The following is a 17,557-nucleotide window of genomic DNA, read 5'->3' on the forward strand; positions in this document are numbered from 1 at the left end:
CCTGCGGTAAGGCTCCGCAGAGAGTTCTGTACATCGTGCTGGCTGGGTGGTGCCGCCTTGGAGCAGGGAAGGGGGATGCCTCATGGTGTTTCCTCCGATGCATGGCCGGGCCGGATGGCCTGCCGTGTTGTTGTTATTCAAAGCAAGGGGGAGCGCCGTCCGGCGGCGAGGCCTTCGGGCGGATAACTGCTGGCGCGGGCGCCGAGTTCCAGACCCTGCCAGGCGAGAACGCGCTGGTAGCACTCGGGCAGGGCTGTGGCGGTTGCCCAGGCATCGGCCAGTCGCTCGGCGAGCGCCAGATGGCTCGCGGCCTGGCAGCGCAGGTCGCTGGCGCAGGCGTGGTAGAAGCGGTTCACCACGTCGGCCATGGGCTCGCGCCAGTCTTCGATCAGCAGCGCGGCGTGAGCCAGCACCACGGGGCGTCCATCGCGGCTGCGCCGCCAGCGCTGGGCGGTGCCGGCCAGCTTGCGGCCTTCCAGGGTGAGGTTGAAACGGCCGTCGCAGAATGCGCCCGGCACCGCGCCTACACCGGCCTTGAGGCCGTTCTCCGCCAGCCACAGTGCCAGGGGTTCGAGCAGCCGTTCATAGGCGATGTCGATGCGCCTGCCGACCTCGTCGCCGCTAGGCAGCGCGCAGGCCAGGGCGATGTTGAGCACGGCAGACGATTGCGGCACCGGCTCGCCGCCGGTGTCGCGCAGCAGGATCGGCCAGCCCTGCGCCGCGCAGCGTTGGCTGGCCAGGGCGAAACCGGGCCGGCGCTCGAAGCTGCCGGGCATCACCAGCGCCTGGCCGGTGGGGCGCCAGAGCAGCAGTTGGCAGTCGAACAGGCCGTCGCAGACGCGCTGCAACAAGGCCCGCTCGGCATTCAGGCCGGCGCCCACGCTGAACCGGGCGACGCCGTTCATGCCGCGTACTCCTCGATGCGCCGGCAGAGATCATCGAGAAACTCCGCCGCGGGCGAGCCATTAACGGCGCGGTGATCGAAGGTTAGCGACAGGCCCATCCACTCGACTTCCACCAGTTCGCCGCTCGGCCCGAGTTCCAGCCGCCGCTGAATGCCACCGACCCCCAGAATGGCCACCTGTGGCGGATTGAGGATCGGCGTGAAGTGATGCACCCGCGACAGCCCCAGGTTGGAGACGGTGAAGGTGGCGCCGGTCAGCTCCTTGACCGACAGTTTGCCGGCCAGAGCCTTGTCCACCAGCGCCTTGCGCGCCTGGCACAAGCCTTCACCATCGAGCTGTTCGGCGTTGAACAGCGCTGGGGCGACCAATAGATCGCCCGGCAGCGGGATGGCGAGGCCCAGATGCACCGCCGCGTGCTGGTGGATCACCTCGTCTTCCAGCGTGGCATTGAGGCCGGGATGGGCCTGCAGCGTCTCGATCACCTTGAGCAGCAACAGGTCCTGCACGGACACCGCGCTGCCCTCGGCCTTTAGCTCGGCGCGACGGGTTTTCAGCGCATCCAGCCGGCATTCGCTGTGGTGAGTGAGCTGCGCGGTGGTCTGCAGGCTTTCGTGCATCTTCGCCGCGATCATCTTGCGCATGCCCTTGAGCGGCACCCGTTCGGGCGCGCGCTCGGGCAGGAGTTCCAGTCGAGTCATGGCTATTCCACCTGGCCGATGACCGCACCCTTGGCGATCACCGCGTCTTCTTCCTCGATGATCTTCAGCACGCCGGCAGCCGGCGCTTCGATCTCGAACTGGGCCTTTTCCGACATGACCTCGGCGACCAGGTCACCGGCGGCCACTTCGGCGCCGTCGCTGACCAGCCAGGAGGTGATCACCGCTTCGGCGTCGCCTTCCCAGAGGTCGTCTGCAATCACGATGGGGGTACTCATAAAAGTCATTCCTTATGCATGGCGTGGTAGGCGGCCACGATCTTGTCCGCGTTGGGCAGGGCCCATTGCTCCATGACCGGGGTGAAGGGGATGGGGATGTCGGGGAAGGCCACCCGCTGCGGGCGCGCCTTGAGCATGCCGATGTCGTGCTCGACGACGCTGGCGATGATTTCGCCGCTGACGCCGAAGCTGTGATAGTCCTCGTCGATGACGATCAGCCGGCCGGTTTTGCGTACCGAGGCGATGACGTGCTCGCGGTCCAGCGGCACCAGGCTGCGCAGGTCGATGACCTCGGCGCTGACGCCGTCCTTCTCCAGCTGCGCGGCGGCGCGCAGGGCGTGATGCACGCCGGCGCCGAGGCTGACCAGGCTGACGTCGCGGCCCTCGCGCACCGTCTTGGCCTTGCCGATCTCGACGATGTAGGGCTCTTCCGGCACCGGCACCGTGGCGCCTTTTTCGGTGCCCAGCCAGCCCATGCCCTGCAGTGACTTGTGGAAGAGGTACACCACCGGGTTGTCGTCGCGAATCGCCGCGGTCATCAGGCCCTTGGCGTCGTAGGCGTTGCTCGGTACCACGACCTTCATGCCCGGCAGGTGGGCGAAGGTGCCGTACAGGCACTGCGAGTGCTGGGCGGCGTCCGAGTAACCGGCGCCGGTGGAGGCCATCAACACCATCGGCACCGGCACCTTGCCGCCGGAGAAGTAGGTGTTTTTGGCCATCAGGTTGTAGATGGCGTCCATGCAGACGCCGAAGAAGTCGACGAACATCAGCTCGACGATCGGCCGCATGCCGTCCGAGGCAGCGCCCACGGCGGCACCGATAAAGGCGGTCTCGGAGATCGGCGTGTCGCGGATGCGCGTCTTGCCGAACTCGTCATACAGCCCGCGGGTGTTGCCGAATACGCCGCCGAGCTGGCCGATGTCCTCGCCCATCACGAACACCTTCGGGTCCAGGCGCATCTCCTGCGCCACGGCTTCGGCCATGGCGCGGGCGACGGTGAGCTTTCTTTCCTTTACTGCTGTGGTCATGGGGTTCTCCTGCTCAGCCGGCCAGTGCGGTGGGGCTGACGATGATCTTGACGTTGCGGTCCTTGTGGTTGGCCAGCTCCTCGAAGCCCTGCTCGAGGATGTTGTCCAGGCCGATGCGGCCGGTGATCAGCGGCGTGACGTCGATGCGCCCGTCGGTGATCAGGGCGATGACATCGGCGAATTCGCCGGCATAGGCGAGCGAGCCGATTACCTGTTTCTCGGTAGCGACGATCTCGAAGAAGTTGAACTCCGAGGGTTCCTCGAAGATGCCGACCATCACGCAGCGACCGGCCTTGCGGATCACGTCGATGGCGAGCTTTGCGGTGGCCTTGTGGCCGATGCACTCGAAGGAGACGCCGGCACCGTAGCCGCCGGTGAGCGCCTTGATTTCGGCGATGGCGTCGCAGTCGCTGGGGTCGATGACCCGATTGGCACCGACTTCCAGCGCCTTGGCCTTGCGCGCCGCGGACATTTCCAGGGCAATCACCTGGCCGGCACCAGCGGCCTTGGCGCACATGATGGTGCACAGGCCGATGGTGCCGGCGCCGACCACCACCACGGTTTCGCCCAAGAGACTGCCGGCCTTTTTCACCGCGTGCATGCCGACGGCCAACGGTTCGATCAGCGCACCGGCCTCCAGCGGAAAGCCTTCCGGCAGGCGGTAGAGCAGCTCTGCCGGCACGTTGACGAATTCGGCGAAGGCGCCGTTGTTCATCAGCCCGGTGAAGGCCAGCTGCTCGCAGAGGTTGTACTGCCCGGTCTTGCAGAAGCGGCACTGGCCGCAGTGCTGGCAGGCATCGGCGGCGACCTTGTCGCCCGGCGCGTAGCCCTCGACGCCTTCACCCGTGGCGACGATCTCGCCGCAGAACTCGTGGCCGAGGATGCACTGGCCCTTGATGCCGGTGAGCGGGTGCGGCGCATCCACCGGAATGAACACCGGGCCGGCGAGGTATTCGTGCAGATCGGAGCCACAGATTCCGCACCAGTGCACGCGGATCTGCACCCAGCCTGGCTTTGGTGCGCCGGGCAGCGGGACCTGTTCCAGGCGGATGTCCTTGCGGCCGTGCCAGACGGCGGCGGTCATGGTGGTTTGAATGTTCATCGGGCGTTCCTCTTGTTGTTCTGGCTGGGACATGTTTGCGAGCTCACTCCGGAGCGTTGGGTACCCGCGGCCTGCATCGCCGCGGGGGCGCGCCTCCTACAGAAGCGGTTGGTGCTGGCCTTGGCTTCTGTGGGTGGGCTGCCCTCGGCGCGAGCCTCTTGACGCTTTGAGCGGGAGCAACCCGCCAACGCCGCGCGCTATCTGAGCCACGGTCACGGTTCGCGGGACTACACGAAGACCTTCTCCAGCGCTTCTTCCGGGCGCGGATAAGGGCTCTCGCGGGCGAACTGCACGGCTTCGTCGATGCGGCCGCGGGCGCGTGCGGCGATGTCTTCGGCCTGGGCTTCGCTCATCACGCCTTCGTCGATCAGGCGCTGGCGGTAGCCGGGAATCGGATCCTTTTTCATCAGGCCGTCCTTCTCGCCTTCGGGGCGATAGGTTTCGCCGTCGCCCATGAAGTGGCCGGCCAGGCGGTAGGTTTCGATCTCGATGAGGGTCGGGCCGCCACCGGCACGGGCGCGCTCGATGGCTTCACCGGCGGCGCGGAACACGCCGTCCGGGTCGTTGTTCTCGACGAACACGCCAGGCATGCCGTAGGCCGCCGCGCGCACGTGGTGCTGCGCGATGCAGGTGGCGCTGGCCTTGGCCACCGAGATGCCCCAGGCGTTGTCCTCGATGACGAACACCACCGGCAGCTTCCACAGCGCGGCGAGGTTCAGCGTTTCGTGGAAGGCGCCCTGGTTGGCCGCGCCCTCGCCGATAAAGGACACGGCCACACCGGGCTTGCCTTGCATCTGCCGCGACAGCGCCGCGCCGACCGCCGGGCCCATGCCCTCGGCGATGATCCCCGAGCAGGAGAAATTCACCCGGCCATCGAACAGGTGCATGTGCCCGCCGCGTCCGCCGGACAGGCCGGTGGCCTTGCCGAAGATCTCGGCCATCATCTCGTTGAGGTCCACGCCCTTGGCCACGGCGATGTGGTGCGGGCGGTGGGTGGCGGTAACGATGTCGCCGGCATCGAGGTGGGCGCAGACACCCACGGCGCAGGGTTCCTGGCCGTTGGAAAGATGCATCTCACCGGGGATCGGCCCCTTGGCCATGTTGAACACCGGCGTCTTGCCTTCCATGTAGATGCGCTCGATGGATTCCTCCATGTAGCGGCTGGTCAGCATCTGCTCGTACATCCACAGGCGCTGCGAGTTGTTGGGCTGGGTCATGGGTGGACTCCCTTGAGGTTATGGTCAGATCGCGCGTTCGTTGAGCAGCCGGCCGATCTGCTCGGCCTGGCGCAGGGCCAGCGCGACAATGGTGAGGGTGGGGTTCTGGCCGCCGCTGGTGGTGAACTGGCTGCCATCGGAGACGAACAGGTTGGGGATGTCATGGCTCTGGCCCCACTTGTTCACCACGCCGTCGCGGGCCTTGGCGCTCATGCGGTTGGTGCCCATGTTGTGGCTGGCCGGGTAGGGCGGCAGCTCGATGATGTCGGTGGCGCCGGCGGCCTCATAGCACTTGGCGGTGGCGGCAACGCCGTGCTTGCGCATGGCGGCATCCATCGGGTGATCGCTCTTGGTCACCACCGGAATCGGCAGGCCGTACTGATCCTTTTCGCTGTCATGCAGGGTGATGCGGTTGTTCTCCAGCGGCAGGTCTTCGCCGCACAGCCAGACCCCGGACATGTGGTTGTACTTTTCCATCCGCGAGGTGAACTGCTTGCCCCAGCCTTTGGGTGTGGGGTCGAGGAATGCGGAGAGGAAGGGCAGGCCGAGGGCGAGGATTTCCAGGCGGTAACCGCCGACGAAACCGCGCGATGGATCGTTGTAGGACTCGTCGGAGATCACCCCGGCGCAGGTGGTGCCGCGGTGCATGTTCACCGGCTTGGGCATCACCGCGAAAATGCCGGCGGTGGTGTGGGTCATGTAGTTGCGCCCGACCTGGCCGGAGGAGTTGGCCAGCCCGTCTGGGAACATCGCCGACGCGGAGTTGAGCAACAGCCGCGGAGACTCGATGGAGTTGCCGGCCACGCAGACCACCCAGGCCTTCTGCCGCTGGATGGTGCCGCTGGCATCGGCGTAGACCACGGCATTGGCGCGGCCCTTGGCGTCATGCTCGATGCGCAGCACCATCGACTGCGGGCGCACCTCGCAATAACCGCTGGCTTCGGCGCGGGGAATGTCGGTGTAGAGCGTCGACCACTTAGCGCCCATCTTGCAGCCCTGCATGCAGAAGCCGAGCTGTTGGCAGGCGGCGCGGTCGTCGTAGGGCTCGGTGTTGATCGCCATCGGCCCGGAGAGGATCTCCTTGTAGCCGACCCGCTTGGCGCCGGTGGCCAGCACCTTGAAGGAGTTGTGCCACGGGTGATAGGCCATGCCGGTGCTCGGCCCGGTCACACCCATGTGCTTCTCGGCCTTCTCGTACCAGGGCGCCATCTCGTCCAGCGTCACCGGCCAGTCGAGCAGGTTGGCGCCGGCGATGTCGCCATTGATGCTCTGCATCTTGAATTCGAAGTCACGGAAGCGCAGGGCGATGCCGGCCCAGTGCACCGTGCTGCCGCCGACGCCCTTGACGATCCAGGCGGGCAGGGTCGGGTTGTTCTCGGTCAGGTGCCAGCCACCGGCGGCCTGGCGTTTGTCGAGCCAGGAGATCTTCTTGAACATCGTCCACTCGTCATTCTCGATGTCCTCCAGCGTGTGGCGCTTGCCGGCTTCCAGCACCACGCTGCGAATCTTCTGTTTGGCCAGCGCGTTGGCGAGCGTCCCGCCGCCGGCACCGGAGCCGATGATCACCACGACGTCATCGTCATCCTGGGCAAAAGTTGCCATGGGTATTCCTCATCTTGTTCTTGTTGTTATCCCGCGTGCACGGGGTGCTCAGAGCCAGTTCAGGTCGTTGAAGCCGCGGTTGACGTAGCCGCCGTACTCCCAGGACGAACCCTCGTAGCCGAACAGCGGGAACAGCGCCTTGTTGTCGTACAGGCCGAACATCAAGCTGCTGCGCACGGCCTTGAAGAAGGGGGTGTTTTCGATGTCGGTCAGCAGGGCCACGCGCTCGGCCTCGTCGAGCTGTTCGAATGGCGAACCATGGACCTGGCGCGCCTGCTGCTGCAGTTCGTCCAGGCCGCGAGCGACCAGGGCTGGCTGTTCATCCACCAGGCCGAGCAAGGGCTGCACGTAGTGGTGGTCGCTGATGAAGGCGTGGGGAAAGACGTCGCGGCCCATGCGTAACAGGCCATCGGGCAGGTCTGGCAGGCGTTCCTCGGCGAGCAGGTTCACCGGGATCAGTTGCGACAGGCTGAGTGCCAGCAAGGACTGGCCGGAAATGGAAAGAAAGCGTCGCCGGTTTAGCGTGCCCTGCGGGCGAGCTGAATCGTGCATGACATAGCTCCTGATTATTACCGGCAGTTCCGTGGATGATCGGAATGCTGGCGATCTTGTTATGCGAAGAGTTTGTTCCGCAAAACAGTAGGAGCAGTTGTCATGCCAACTTTTATTCAGGGCTTTAGCTTTGGATAAGTAATTGATGCATATGGTTTTTAGGTAACTTGATGGTGCTGTTTTGGTTAATGTGTAAAGCGATTTTAACGTTACACCTGTAAAGCGCTGTAAAGCCCTTTACAGTACGGCGACAATAATATGAACAGACAAAGTGCTTCTAAAGTTCAGGCTGGTCTGTGCGGTTCTATGGTTTATCCTTCGTTTATTGCAAAACAATAAAGCGTTTCGCTGGAGTGGCCCGCGTCGGTCTGGCGCGAGCGCTTCGAGGAGGAGGCATGAGTCTGCTATCCGGTCCGGTCAGCCATATCGACGCGGTGCTATCGCTAGCCAATGCGCCGCACCTGCCTGGTGATCGTGATCCGATCATCGCGCGCTCCTGGCACCGCTGTGTGCACGACTACGGCCTTGATCCGGCGCGACCTGCCGAAGCCCGATTCGTCCCGCGGCAGGTGCTGCGCGAGCATCAGGATCAGGCCGACGAGCTGATCAATGTCGCCCGCGCTGGCGTCGAGCAGCTCTACCGGCAGATCGCCGAGCTGGGCTACGTGATCCTGCTGACCGACAACCGCGGCATCGCCGTGCAGTTTCTCGGCGACCCGGCAGACGAAAAGGCGCATCGCAAGACCGGTCTGTTCCTCGGTTCGGACTGGGGCGAAGACCACGCCGGCACCTGCGCAGTCGGCACCTGCATCAAGGAGCAGCAGGCGCTCACCTGTCACCAGCACGATCACTTCAGCGTCTGGCACACCAACCTCACCTGTACCGCGGTGCCCATGTTCAACCCGCACGGGCAGTTGCTGGCGGTGCTGGATATCTCCGCGCTGCATTCACCGCCGACCAAGGATTCCCAGACCTTCGCCCTGCAGCTGGTCAAGCAGTACGCGCGGATGATCGAGGATGCCTATTTCATGCGCGTCTACCGCGAGCGGCCAATCCTCTGTTTCGACGGTTCCCGCGAGTTCGTCCTGATCAACCGCCGCTACCTGCTGGCGCTGGGTGACGATGGCGAGTTGCTCGCTGGCAATACCGCCGCCCGCGGCCTGCTGGCCGAGCACGGGCTATTGATGCCGGGGCCCTTTGGCTCCCTGGCGCAGGCGCGGATCGACCAATTGTTCGATTGCGAACTGAGCGATGTGCTGAGCATTCCCTACGCCAGTCACGACCAGGTTCGCGCCTTTCGCACCCATCGTCACCAGCTGTTCTTCGCCGCCTTGATGGAGCCGCGTCGCCGGGTGCCGGAACCGGTCGAACGCAGCGCGCCCGGGGGCCATTCCGCGCTTGATGCGCTGGCCGACGACGACCCGGTGATGCGCAAGATGCTCGCGCGCGCCAGGCGCCTGTGCAGCGAGCCGCTGAACGTGCTGCTCAATGGCGAGACCGGGACCGGCAAGGAACGCCTGGCCAAGGCTCTGCATGAGAGCGGCTGCCGGCGCAGCAAACCTTTCGTGGCGATCAACTGCGGCGCGATGCCCGAATCGCTGATCGAGAGCGAGCTGTTCGGCTACGCCCCCGGCACCTTTACTGGCGCGCGCAGCAAGGGCATGCGCGGGCTGATCCAGCAGGCCGACGGCGGCACGCTGTTCCTCGATGAGATCGGCGATATGCCGCTGCATTTGCAGACCCGGCTGTTACGGGTGCTGGCCGAGCAGGAAGTGATGCCGCTGGGTGCCGAGAAACCGGTGAAGGTGGATATCCGCGTGGTGGCCGCCAGCCACCGCGACCTGCGGCAGATGGTCGAGAGTGGGGCGTTTCGCGAGGACCTGTTCTACCGCCTGAACGGCGCGTCGCTGAAGCTGCCGCCGCTACGCGAGCGAGCCGACAAGGGCTTTCTCATCGAGCGGGTGTTCGCCGAACTCGCCGAGGGCCGGCCGGGCAATCCGCACCTGCGTGGCGATGCCATGAGTGCGCTGCTGGCCTATCCCTGGCCGGGCAACATCCGCGAGCTGCGCAACGTATTGCAGTACGCGCTGGCGACCTGTGAGGGTGACGAGATCACCGTGCAGGATCTGCCGGACGAATGCCTGCCACCGATTCTGGCGCGCTGTCGTCAATCGGCGACCGCGGCCGAACCCGAGTCGGCGACAGCACTGCGCGAGACGCTGCGCCGTCATCGCTGGAACGTCAGCGCCGCCGCGCGCGAACTTGGCGTGTCGCGACCGACGATGTATCGCCGCATGCGCGTGCTGGGTATCGAAGCGCCGGTGTGACCGGCGCCTGGGTGCTACTCGCTAGTCGGTTGTTCGGCCGGCGTGCCTTTTTCAGCGGCGATATCGAACGCGATGCTCCAGTTGTGCAGCGGGTAGGGCTGGTGCACCAGTGCCTTGATGTTGGCTTCGGCGGGCATGAGGTCGGGGAGGTATTCGTAGGTGGCATCGGCGCGCATGGGGTCGCTGTCACGTAGCTGGCCGGCGCCGCCGACCTGGTGGCTGGCGTAGCTGACGCGCGGCTGGCCGCTGAGGTCGCGACCGGCGCGCAGGCGCACGATGGTATCGGCGGCAATTTCGACGGCATCGATGGGCACTTCACCCTGGTCGTCACGCAGCACGAAGCCCTTGTCTTTCACATCACTGGCCTGGTGGCCGAGGTAGGGCTGGTCGAACGCCAGCGGTGGGTGCGGTACATGGAAATCGACCAGCACATCGCGGCCGTCGACTGTGGCCTGGCGAGGCGCGAGTGGGGTCCAGCCTTTACGCTCGACGACGACGTGGTGGTAGACCTTGCCGAGCATCTGGCCGAACCAGCGATAGCCGTTCGCCGACAGGTGCACGCCCTTGTCGGTGTATGGGTAGACCGGGCCGACCAGGTACCAGCCGGGTTCTTCCTGGGCCAGTTCCCACTGCGCCATGCCGATGGCCAGCGAGCCGTCCTTGACCGAGGACTTGGCATCGGTCTGGTAACTGAAGAAGGCGGGCATTTTTTCCTGTCCGGCGATGGCCTTGGCGGTGTCGGCGTAGAGGTCGTCGCGCAGCTGGCGCAATTTGGCCTTGTAGTAATCCTTGTCGTTCTTGCCGCCGTTGGTGTGGGAATAGTCGAATTCGCCTTGCAGCCAGAAGAACGCGCTGATGCTGTAACTGGCCTGCTGCGCGTCGGCCAGTGCCTTGGCCTGGTCGACCGCCTGGGTCACACGGCGATACTCGTTGGTGCCGCCGCTTTTCGACAGCTGTGCGACGGAGCGGCCTGAGGTTGAGGCATTGCTGGCGACGAGCAGGTGATCAGGGTCGGTGTCGCGGCCTAGGTGATGCAGATACAGCCGCCGCGCCATGTTCAGCGCGCCGACTTCCACAGATTCACCTTCCTCCTGCGCCTTCGGGTCGAGTTTGGCGACCTTTTCCGTATCGAGCAGCACCGCCGCATCGCTCTTCTGCTGCACCACGGCGCGCAGTGGTGTGAACGCGGCATCACCGACCGGTTTGAAGGTTGCACCGCTGAAGGCAGCCGATCGCGGCGAATCGCCGAGCATCAGGTTGTCGTAACGCGGCGTGACGGACAGCGCCGGCCAGCCTTCGGCCGCCGATGCCAGCGACTGGCCATAGGTGATGACGTGGTTGTACTTGCTCTCCAGCGGCTGCGTCAGCTCGTTCGGCTTGGCCATGAGCTCAGCGGTCAGGCGCTTGTTCTCGGCGTCGCGGGCAGCCATTTCGCTGTCCGATGGTGCGGCCAGGGCAGGCGCGGTGATGGTCAGCAGGGCTACGGCGATGGCTGTGCGCAGGCGTGGAGGAGTAGTCAGCTGTTGGGGGCGATGGCGAAGCTCGAGCATGAGATTGCGGTTCCGGGACGGCACTGGATCATCGTGTACGGCAGTTTGCAAGCGAGCCGTAGGTATTGGCGGACGCGCTTTCGACGGTACTAAAGGACGTAAGTTCGCGGCAGCCACGTCGATGGTGGATTGGCTATGCTGTGGCGCATTCGAGCGGCGCTCGTGCAGCGATGCGCAGCAGGCTTTGGCAGGTCGAACGATGTCGTTGCCGTCCGCTCCCATGCAGGTCATTCCATTAGCAGAGGAGAATTCCATGAGCCATAAAGCCATATTCGTACAGCCCGGTGGCGGCTACGACCGGGTCGTCGTCGGCACCAGCGAGGCCGCCACGCCCGGCGCCGGCGAGATCACCGTGCGCCTGCGCGCGAACTCGCTCAACTATCACGACTTCGCGGTAGTGAGCGGCATGTGGGGCCCGAGCGAGCCACGCATTCCCATGGCTGATGGCGCTGGTGAAGTGGTGGCGGTGGGGCCGGGCGTTACTGAGTTCGCCGTTGGCGACGCGGTGGTCAGCACCTTCTTTCCCGACTGGCTGGCCGGTGAGCCGCTGATCGAAGGTTTCGCCACGGTGCCGGGCGATGGCGTCGATGGTTACGCACGGGAAATGGTCACCGCTCGCGCCACCTCGTTCACCCATGCACCCAAGGGCTACAGCCATGCTGAGGCGTCGACCTTGACCACCGCCGGCCTCACCGCCTGGCGTGCGCTGATGGCCGACGGCAAGCTCAAGCCCGGCGACAGCGTGCTGATCCAGGGCACCGGCGGCGTTTCCATCTTTGCCCTGCAGTTCGCCAAGATGGCCGGCGCCACGGTCATCGCCACCTCGTCCAGCGATGCCAAGTTGGAGCGCCTGCGCGAGATGGGCGCCGATCACCTGATCAACTACCGCAGCACGCCGGCCTGGGGTGAAACGGTGCGTCAGCTCACCGATGGCCGCGGGGTCGATCACGTGATCGAAGTCGGTGGGCCGGCAACGCTGGAGCAATCGATGGTCGCGGCGCGCATCGGCGGGCATATCGCTGTCATCGGCATCCTCACTGGCGTGGTGGGCGAGCTGCCGCTGGTGCCGGCGCTGGTGCGCCAGTTGCTTCTGCAGGGTGTGCTGGTGGGCAGCCGCGCGCAGCAGCAGGAGATGATCCGCGCCATCGACGCCAACGGCATCCGCCCGGTGATCGACAAGCACTTCGCCGTGGACGATATCGTCGAGGCGTTCCGCTACCAGGAAACCAACCAGCACTTCGGCAAGATCTGCCTGGATATCTGAAGCCTGGCGTCGGCGGCGGCTGCGTTTAGAATGCGCGGCCACGCTGCCGACGATGCCCGCCCATGACGCCCGAACACCTCTCCACCCTGCAAGATCACCTGCTCGACGCGCTGGCCAACGTGCCCGACGAGACGCGGCGGTTGTTTCACGGCCGCGGCCGCTGCTATCCGGGGCTCGAACAACTCACCGTCGACTGGCTGCAGGGTGTCGTGCTGGTGGCGCTGTTCCGTGATCCCGGCGAGGCGGAACGGGCGGCGCTAGGGCAGATGCTCATGGCGCTGACCGAATCCCCGGCCTGGCAGCAGAGCCAGGCGCAGCGCTTGCTGCTGCAGCATCGCTATCTGCCGGACGCGCCGACCGAGGCGTTGCTGGGCGATGTGCCCGCCGAGTGGCTGATCAGCGAGAACGGCCTGCACTACAAGCTCGATCTCGGGCGCAAGCAGAACAACGGCCTGTTTCTCGACATGCGTTATGGCCGCCGTTGGGTGCAGGAAAATGCGCAGGGCAAGCGGGTGCTAAATCTGTTTGCCTACACCTGCGGCTTCTCGGTCGCGGCGATCGCTGGTGGCGCCGAGCATGTGGTGAATCTGGACATGGCCAGTGCTGCGCTGACCCGTGGGCGGGAGAACCATCGCCTCAATGGTCACGATCTCAGCAGGGTGAGCTTTCTCGGCCACGAACTGTTCAAGTCCTGGGGCAAGGTGCGCAAGCTCGGGCCTTACGATCTGATCATCATCGACCCGCCATCCTTCCAGAAGGGCAGCTTCGCCCTGACCCGCGATTACCAGAAGATCCTGCGCAAGCTGCCGGAACTGCTGAATGCCGGCGGCCAGGTGCTGGCGTGCGTGAATGACCCGGATATCGGCGCGGACTTCCTGATCCAGGGCATGGCTGCCGAGGCGCCGCAGCTGCGCTTCGAGCAACGCCTGGAAAACCCGCCGGAGTTTCCCGATATCAGCCCCGAGAGCGGGCTCAAGGCGTTGCTGTTCGTCGCAGCAGATTAGTTATCGGCGACTCTCCTGAAGCCAGAGCAGGTCCGACGGCTCTCGCCGCCGGGCAGGGCGTCAGATGTCGTAGGCCAAACCCACGAACAGCGTGCGGCCCATGAGTATGTTGTCGACCGCTTGGGCTACTTCGTCGCGTTTCTCGTTGGTCAGGTTGTTGAGCCCGCCGTTGAGTGTCAGTTGCTTGGTGGCCTGGTAGCGGGCGCCAAGATTCAAGGTATGGAATGCACCGGTCTCGAAGGTCCCGGAGCGCGCTACGTCGTACACGTACTGGCTGCCGGTGTACTGGTAGTCCAGGTTCAGACCGAGCTTCGGCAGCGCCTGCCAGTCAGCACCGAGGTTGGCGATGTGCTGCGGCGAATTGCGGATCGCCTCGTCGGTATCGCGGTCCCTGGCGTCGGAGTAGGTGTAGTTGGCGCGCAGGCCGATGCTATCGCTCAGCAGATAGTTGCCCTGCAGCTCGTAGCCCTTGATCCGCACGTGAGGTTGGTTGTAGGTGGTCAGCACCGGGTCTTGGGCAACGATCTGGCCGTTTACGCGAATCAGCCGCGTCGTTTCGGTGCTGATCATGTCTTCGATGCCGGTCTGGAAGAACATGATGCCAGCCTGCAGGCGGTCGTCCTGGTAGAACGTGCCGAGCTCGTAGCTGGCCGCGGTTTCCGGCTTGAGATTGTCGTTGCCCACCGTCACGCAGTAGCCGCGGCAGGCGATTTCCACATAGGTGGGATCGGACTGGGCAATGCTCGGCGCCTTGAACGATTTGCCGACGCCGCCCTTTATCACCCAGCTGTCGCTGAGGTTGTACACGCCGTAGGCCCGCGGGCTGAACTCACTGCCGTAGCTTTCATGGTCATCCAGGCGTGCGCCTAGGGTGATATCCAGCTGGCCCAGCGAGAACTGATCCTGCAGGTAGAGCGCCTGCTGATCGATCTTGATCTCCGAGCCGAGGTTGTTGCTATGGCTTAGCTCGGTACGACGCAGTTCGCTACCCAGTGTCAGCAGGTGGTCGCCGAGGAACGCGGTGATCTGACCGTCGACCGTATGGTTGGTCTGATTGACGTCGCTGAAGCGTCCGCCGCGCAGGTTGGTCATGACCTCGGAGTCATCCATCAGATCGACGTCTTCGTAGTAGTAGCGGACTCGCGAGTTGAAGCCGTCCCAGCTGCCGCTGTGCGTCAGCCCGAACGCGCTGCGTTCCATCTCCTGAACGTTGGTCGGAAAGGCGAAGCCCGAGTTGCTCCAGGTGCCCTTGCGGTCGTCCTCACGATAGCTCAGGTCGAGGTCGATGCTCTGGCGTTCGTCGAGCAGCCAGCTCAGGCTGCCGTAGGCGCTGGCGTTCTGGCGTTTTTCGGCCGCATCAATCAGAGGCGATGTCGTCTGGTCCGAACCCCAGGCAGCCTGATCGGTGCCTTCGACGATCAGGTTGCCAAGCAGCTTGTCGTCGATCAGCGCGCCGCTGATGTAGCCGCTGGTCTTGTGGCTGTCACCTGAATCGCCCTCGGTCGGGTGCTCGTAGCCGTAGGCGATACCGGCCCTGGTGTCGGAGGTCGGTGTGCGCAGGATCACGTTGACCACGCCGCCAATGGCGTCGGCGCCATACAGCGAGGACATCGGGCCACGGATCACCTCGATGCGATCGATGGCAGCCATCGGAATCGATGACAGGTCGAAGTCATTGGCGTAGTTGGAGACAAGGGCTTCACGCGAGTTGATGCGGCGGCCATTGACCAGCAGCAGCGTGTAGTCCGAATCCATGCCGCGCAGCTTGATCTCCTTGCGGCCGTAGGTCGAAGACGGGCTGATGTACACGCCGGGCAGGTATTTCACCGCATCGGCCAGGTTGTACACCGGCAGCTTGTCGAGGTCTTTGCGGGTGACGACCGATACACTGGCCGGCGCGCTGAGCTCGCTATGGGCGGTCTGGGTGGCGGTGATGACTTCGTTCTGCAACGTGATCGGCTCGTTGGCGGTGGCGAGCATCGGGACGAGTGCGCCGAGCAGCGTGAGTGTCAGGTGACGGGGACGACTGATGGTTCTTACAGAGGGCATTGCAGGCTCCATTGCGGTTTGATCGATGCGGGATGTAAGTCTCATCAGGCGTGCGGCTGCAGGTTCAGGTCCTGCTTGTTATGGCGGCAGATGGATGCGCGTCGGCGTCCCATGTACGGTGCGGCCGGGGGCAGATGCTCGCCTCATTCACCCTGTAGCCAAGATTCTGCAATCCGGGCCCGCACATGACCGCGCTCGACCATCCGTCACGAAGGTGCAGCGTTAGTCGAAGCGGCCGTATGGTAGGCAAGACAGGAATCTATTACAAATGGTAATAATTCCTGTTTGTTGTGAGCGTTCGATATGACGTGATCGCAGCGTTGATTGCGAGAATTCAGCGGTATGCGGCCACGCTCATACACGGCGTGCGCAAAGGGTGAGGGGGTCGCCGATGCGGTGAAGTGCAGTGTTCGGAACGCTGTGCGACGGGCTCACATCGCGGAAGTGAGGGTGTCGCAAGATGGGGGGCGGCCGCGCTGGCGGTTGGCGCGGCCCTTGGCGAACTCAGGAACAGCTGGGCTCGATGGTGAAGGTGCGCGCCGAGTCTACCGGCCCGAGCTTTTCCAGTGCTCGCCGGCCAAGTAGTACGGGGTAGTTCATTTCGTCTCGGTCTCTGAGGGAGAACTGTTCTTCGAGCAAGCGATCGCCGATGCAGACCTTCATCAGCACGACCGGCCTGTCTTCCTTGCCGCCGGCGCCGCGAACGGTTAGCTCCCGCTTGAGTTTGCGTTCGATACGCGACTTGACCAACTTGTCGCGCTCCACGTCCTTGAGGTCCAGATCGAAACGGACCCACTTGTCACCGTCCCGCTCGAAATACTCGACGTCCTCGGCATGCATGGAGGAGGTCAGGGCGCCGGTGTCGAGCTTGAACTTGACCGTGACGCGCTCTGGAAGAATCAGGCCGCGCTCGACCCAGCCCAGCGGAGTGCCTTCGGCGGCAGTGCAGGAAAAAGTCGCCAGCGAAAGAAACAGTGCGGCGGGCACGGCAAGCAGGCGGGATGACATCAGGGGTGCTCCTGAGCGTTGGGTTCGCTAAATAGAGCGACAGCTGCGGCGGACGTTCAGCTTGTTTTCGTTGCGCTGCTCGCGACGCCATTCTGCGCGGCCTCCCGTATGGCGATTTCTTCGCTGAGCGCCCGGACGAAGGCATCGACGGCCACAGGCAGGTAACGCGAACTGCGCACATAGACGCCGAGATCGCTGAATACCGCGCCACTGTCGTTAAGCGGAACGTGCATCAGGGTGCCGCTGGCCAGTTCGGCCTCAATGCCGATGCGGGTCTGGAACGCGACGCCGGCACCGCGTTTGGCCATCTGCAGGGCCAGCTCGACCGAGCTGGTCTCCAGTGGCGCCTTGTGTCGCGGACGGGTACGCGCCAGCAGCGGTGCCAGCAGGTGATGAATGGACAGATCGCTCTTGGCGAGGATCAAGGGATATTCGGCGCAGGTGGCGAAGCTGACGTCGCATCGCGTGGCCAGCGGATGTTCCGGGTTGACGATGGCCCCCAGGCGGAAATGCCCGACGCCCAGTTGCTGCAGGTCGGCGGTACGTGGCAGCGCGAAAGCCAGGCCGATGTCCGCCTGACCGCTGATTACCGACTCGGGAATTGCCTGCGAGCCGAGGCTGGTGACGCCCACAGTGACCCGTGGGTAGCGCTCTCGCAGTTGCTCCAGCACGCCGGGCAATAAATCGGTGGTGACGCCAGAAACGGTGGCAATTTCCACATGGCCGGTGCGCAGGCCTTGCAGCGCATCCAGTTCAGAGCGCACACGCTCGGCGTCCTGAAGTACGACGATGACATGGCGGGCGAAGATCTCGCCGGCAGCGGTCAGTCGCAGCCCACCGGGCAGGCGTTCGAACAGCGGTGTGCCGATCTCGTCTTCAAGCTTGAGGATCTGCCGGTTCACCGCAGAGGAGGCGACGTTTAGCCGCCGCGAGGCTTCGCGGATCGACTGGCAGCGGCGCACCATGTCGAAGTAATGGATCGCCGGCGAATGAATGCGCAGCTTGCGGGCCATGA

General features: G+C 64.5%; 15 protein-coding genes. 3 read left to right on the plus strand and 12 right to left on the minus strand.

Annotated features, from left to right (window positions below; all coding sequences use genetic code 11):
• Positions 1–137: 137 nt before the first annotated feature.
• From CXK91_RS06920 to CXK91_RS06955, 8 genes are all read right to left on the minus strand, one after another.
• Positions 138–905: a lipoate--protein ligase family protein gene (locus CXK91_RS06920; RefSeq protein WP_103455436.1), complete on the minus strand. Its 768-nt coding sequence runs from the start codon at positions 903–905 to the stop codon at positions 138–140.
• Positions 902–1,603: a 2-oxo acid dehydrogenase subunit E2 gene (locus CXK91_RS06925; RefSeq protein WP_103455437.1), complete on the minus strand. Its 702-nt coding sequence runs from the start codon at positions 1,601–1,603 to the stop codon at positions 902–904. Before CXK91_RS06925 ends, CXK91_RS06920 begins: the two co-directional genes overlap by 4 nt.
• A 2-nt stretch (positions 1,604–1,605) precedes the next feature.
• The gene (locus CXK91_RS06930; protein ID WP_023444395.1) at positions 1,606–1,839 is read right to left on the minus strand and encodes a lipoyl domain-containing protein; all 234 of its coding nucleotides are present in this window, start codon (positions 1,837–1,839) and stop codon (positions 1,606–1,608) included.
• 5 nt (positions 1,840–1,844) lie between these two features.
• On the minus strand, positions 1,845–2,867 hold the full coding sequence (locus CXK91_RS06935; protein ID WP_080950569.1) for an alpha-ketoacid dehydrogenase subunit beta: 1,023 nt from the start codon (positions 2,865–2,867) through the stop codon (positions 1,845–1,847).
• Between the two features lie 13 nt (positions 2,868–2,880).
• Positions 2,881–3,951 (minus strand): 2,3-butanediol dehydrogenase, encoded by a 1,071-nt coding sequence (locus tag CXK91_RS06940; protein WP_103455541.1) that lies wholly within the window; start codon positions 3,949–3,951, stop codon positions 2,881–2,883.
• 245 nt (positions 3,952–4,196) lie between these two features.
• Positions 4,197–5,186, minus strand: a complete 990-nt coding sequence (locus CXK91_RS06945; protein WP_103455438.1) for a thiamine pyrophosphate-dependent dehydrogenase E1 component subunit alpha — start codon at positions 5,184–5,186, stop codon at positions 4,197–4,199.
• 24 nt (positions 5,187–5,210) lie between these two features.
• On the minus strand, positions 5,211–6,788 hold the full coding sequence (locus tag CXK91_RS06950) for a GMC family oxidoreductase (protein ID WP_103455439.1): 1,578 nt from the start codon (positions 6,786–6,788) through the stop codon (positions 5,211–5,213).
• Between the two features lie 48 nt (positions 6,789–6,836).
• Positions 6,837–7,340 (minus strand): gluconate 2-dehydrogenase subunit 3 family protein, encoded by a 504-nt coding sequence (locus tag CXK91_RS06955; RefSeq protein WP_103455440.1) that lies wholly within the window; start codon positions 7,338–7,340, stop codon positions 6,837–6,839.
• Between the two features lie 395 nt (positions 7,341–7,735).
• On the opposite strand from CXK91_RS06955, the gene CXK91_RS06960 reads away from it, so the two are divergent.
• Positions 7,736–9,667: a sigma-54-dependent Fis family transcriptional regulator gene (locus tag CXK91_RS06960; RefSeq protein WP_103455441.1), complete on the plus strand. Its 1,932-nt coding sequence runs from the start codon at positions 7,736–7,738 to the stop codon at positions 9,665–9,667.
• Between the two features lie 14 nt (positions 9,668–9,681).
• Here CXK91_RS06960 and CXK91_RS06965 read toward each other — a convergent pair whose 3' ends face one another.
• Positions 9,682–11,217 carry a phosphate ABC transporter substrate-binding protein gene (locus CXK91_RS06965; protein WP_103455442.1) on the minus strand — a complete coding sequence of 512 codons (1,536 nt, stop codon included), beginning with the start codon at positions 11,215–11,217 and terminating at the stop codon, positions 9,682–9,684.
• Between the two features lie 253 nt (positions 11,218–11,470).
• Here CXK91_RS06965 and CXK91_RS06970 point away from each other — a divergent pair, with 253 nt between their 5' ends.
• Together CXK91_RS06970 and CXK91_RS06975 are read left to right on the plus strand one after the other, a co-directional pair.
• A complete protein-coding gene (locus CXK91_RS06970) occupies positions 11,471–12,481 on the plus strand; it encodes a zinc-dependent alcohol dehydrogenase family protein (protein ID WP_103455443.1) in 1,011 nt (336 codons plus the stop codon).
• Positions 12,482–12,543: 62 nt separating this feature from the next.
• The gene (locus CXK91_RS06975) at positions 12,544–13,485 is read left to right on the plus strand and encodes a class I SAM-dependent methyltransferase (protein WP_103455444.1); all 942 of its coding nucleotides are present in this window, start codon (positions 12,544–12,546) and stop codon (positions 13,483–13,485) included.
• Positions 13,486–13,545: 60 nt separating this feature from the next.
• On the opposite strand, the gene CXK91_RS06980 is transcribed toward CXK91_RS06975, so the two are convergent.
• From CXK91_RS06980 to CXK91_RS06990, 3 genes are all read right to left on the minus strand, one after another.
• On the minus strand, positions 13,546–15,534 hold the full coding sequence (locus CXK91_RS06980; protein ID WP_103455445.1) for a TonB-dependent receptor domain-containing protein: 1,989 nt from the start codon (positions 15,532–15,534) through the stop codon (positions 13,546–13,548).
• A gap of 504 nt (positions 15,535–16,038) precedes the next feature.
• Complete coding sequence (locus CXK91_RS06985; protein WP_103455446.1) at positions 16,039–16,542, minus strand: ATP-dependent zinc protease; 504 nt, start codon at positions 16,540–16,542, stop codon at positions 16,039–16,041.
• A 56-nt stretch (positions 16,543–16,598) separates the two neighbouring features.
• On the minus strand, positions 16,599–17,555 hold the full coding sequence (locus CXK91_RS06990; protein WP_103455447.1) for a LysR family transcriptional regulator: 957 nt from the start codon (positions 17,553–17,555) through the stop codon (positions 16,599–16,601).
• Positions 17,556–17,557 lie beyond the last annotated feature (2 nt).

The organism is Stutzerimonas stutzeri (genome assembly GCF_002909485.1).
GTDB lineage: Bacteria > Pseudomonadota > Gammaproteobacteria > Pseudomonadales > Pseudomonadaceae > Stutzerimonas > Stutzerimonas stutzeri_AH.